The following is a 1,629-nucleotide window of genomic DNA, read 5'->3' on the forward strand; positions in this document are numbered from 1 at the left end:
AGGCACAATTGCGCTGGATCCGGTTGGCCGGGGAACGCGGAGGCGCGACAATCGGCAAAGGCCCAGTCGTCCGGCGCGACATCGATCGGAGCGGCCTGATCGCCTGCTTGATGGTACAGGCGTGCCCGGCGCGTATCGAGCGACACCGGTTCCGGGCGCGGTGTCGGTCGCACGATGCCGCCGGTGATGGCGATGCTTGCCACGCCAGCGGGGATGTCCGTGAAGCGCTGGAGCACCGGCGCCGTCAGCGCCACGTCCCCGGGTGCGCGGGCAACCGGCACGGTCGCCCGCTGCGCATCAGGGGCGGTGATGTCGCCCTGCCATCCGCTGATGACGCGGACATGCCCATCCGCGTCCGCCGCGACTGCGCCGTTGCCACGATTGGGCACGTCATACATCAGGAAGCCGCTCGCCTGCGCGGCATCGACCGGCAGGGCAATGGCGAAGGTTGCGCTATAGCCGACCAGGCCGCCCGCATCGCGCGGCGCATTGTCGATGTCGGTGATAATGCGGTTGGCCACGTGGCCCGGATCCAGCTCGCCATCGTAGTGACCATGCAGGATACGGTAGACCGGCGCACCCGGCCGTGCCGGCGCGACGGTTTCGGTGCGCTCCACAACCAGGCGGGTGACGCGGGCATCGGCGGCGGCATGGAACAGCGATGCCAGCGCGACGCTGGCGGCAAGCGCCGGGATCTTCATGAGCGGTCTCCGCGTTCGCCGCCGAGCGGCAGGTCAAGCAATTGCGCACCCAGCGTCTTGCCATGCGCATCGAGGGCTAGCGAGCGGGTGACGCCGCCGCTGAGCGCGCCCTCCAGCACGAAATTGAGCGCGCCGAGATCGGGCAGGGTGTAGCGGGTAGCCCGCCGCACGCCGAGCTCGGCCAGATGTGCGAGCACCCGGTCCACCGTTACCGCGTGCGCAAGCAGCGGGTAGTGGCCGGGATCGTAGGCGATCACCGACACCTGGGAGATGTCGCCCTTGTCACCCGTGCGCACATGCGCAACATCGCCGAGCAACATTCAGCCCTCCACCATCACGACATGCGGGTTGACGGTGTCCCGCGGAATCAGCGTCGATGCGACCGCTACGACCGGGCGTACGGAACGGGTCGCGCCGCCGCCGCCGAACGGCCCGTTGGTGTACAGCGCCTCCACCTCCGCGCCGATCCGCGCCGCGTCCTCCCGCGCTGCCGTGCGGCCGCAAATCCGTACGCGCACTTCGCGCGGGGTTGCCCCCGTACCGGTACGGTCGATGGCATCCATGCCGATCAGGTCGCAGCGCAGCTCCCCGATGGCGGCGCCGATGAGGTCGAGCCGTTCGCGCACCACCTCGATGGCAAGCCGCGCCCGTTCGACCGCGCCCGGCCCGGCATAGGAGATCTGCCCCTCGCCGATGAAGCCGTCGTCATAGCCGATCGAGACCTTCAGCGTGTCGGGCCGCGCCGCACCGGTTCCACCCGTGACCGCGATCCGGTCCGGCCCCAGCTCCGCCATCCGGACGCTGCGGAAATCGGCGATCACGTCGGCCTGGTGATAGGCGCCGGGATCGAGGATCTCGTAGAGCAGCTGCTCCTTGCACGATGCCAGCGACAGCTGCCCGCCCGATCCCGGCACCTTGGTGAAGACCG

At 69.7% G+C, this 1,629-nt stretch carries 3 protein-coding genes; all 3 read right to left on the reverse strand.

Annotated elements, in window-relative coordinates; genetic code table 11:
* On the reverse strand, positions 1-701 hold a 701-nt coding region (locus tag ACOJSF_RS04120; RefSeq protein ID WP_420140958.1), incomplete at its 3' end, for a hypothetical protein.
* Positions 698-1,021 (reverse strand): AtuA-related protein, encoded by a 324-nt coding sequence (locus tag ACOJSF_RS04125; RefSeq protein WP_420140959.1) that lies wholly within the window; start codon positions 1,019-1,021, stop codon positions 698-700. The genes ACOJSF_RS04125 and ACOJSF_RS04120, both read right to left, overlap by 4 nt.
* Positions 1,022-1,629 (reverse strand): acyclic terpene utilization AtuA family protein (locus ACOJSF_RS04130; protein WP_420140960.1); only part of this gene is annotated, 608 nt, incomplete at its 5' end. It lies immediately after the preceding gene.

Source organism: Sphingomonas sp. (assembly GCF_048594985.1).
Taxonomy (GTDB): Bacteria; Pseudomonadota; Alphaproteobacteria; order Sphingomonadales; family Sphingomonadaceae; genus Sphingomonas_I.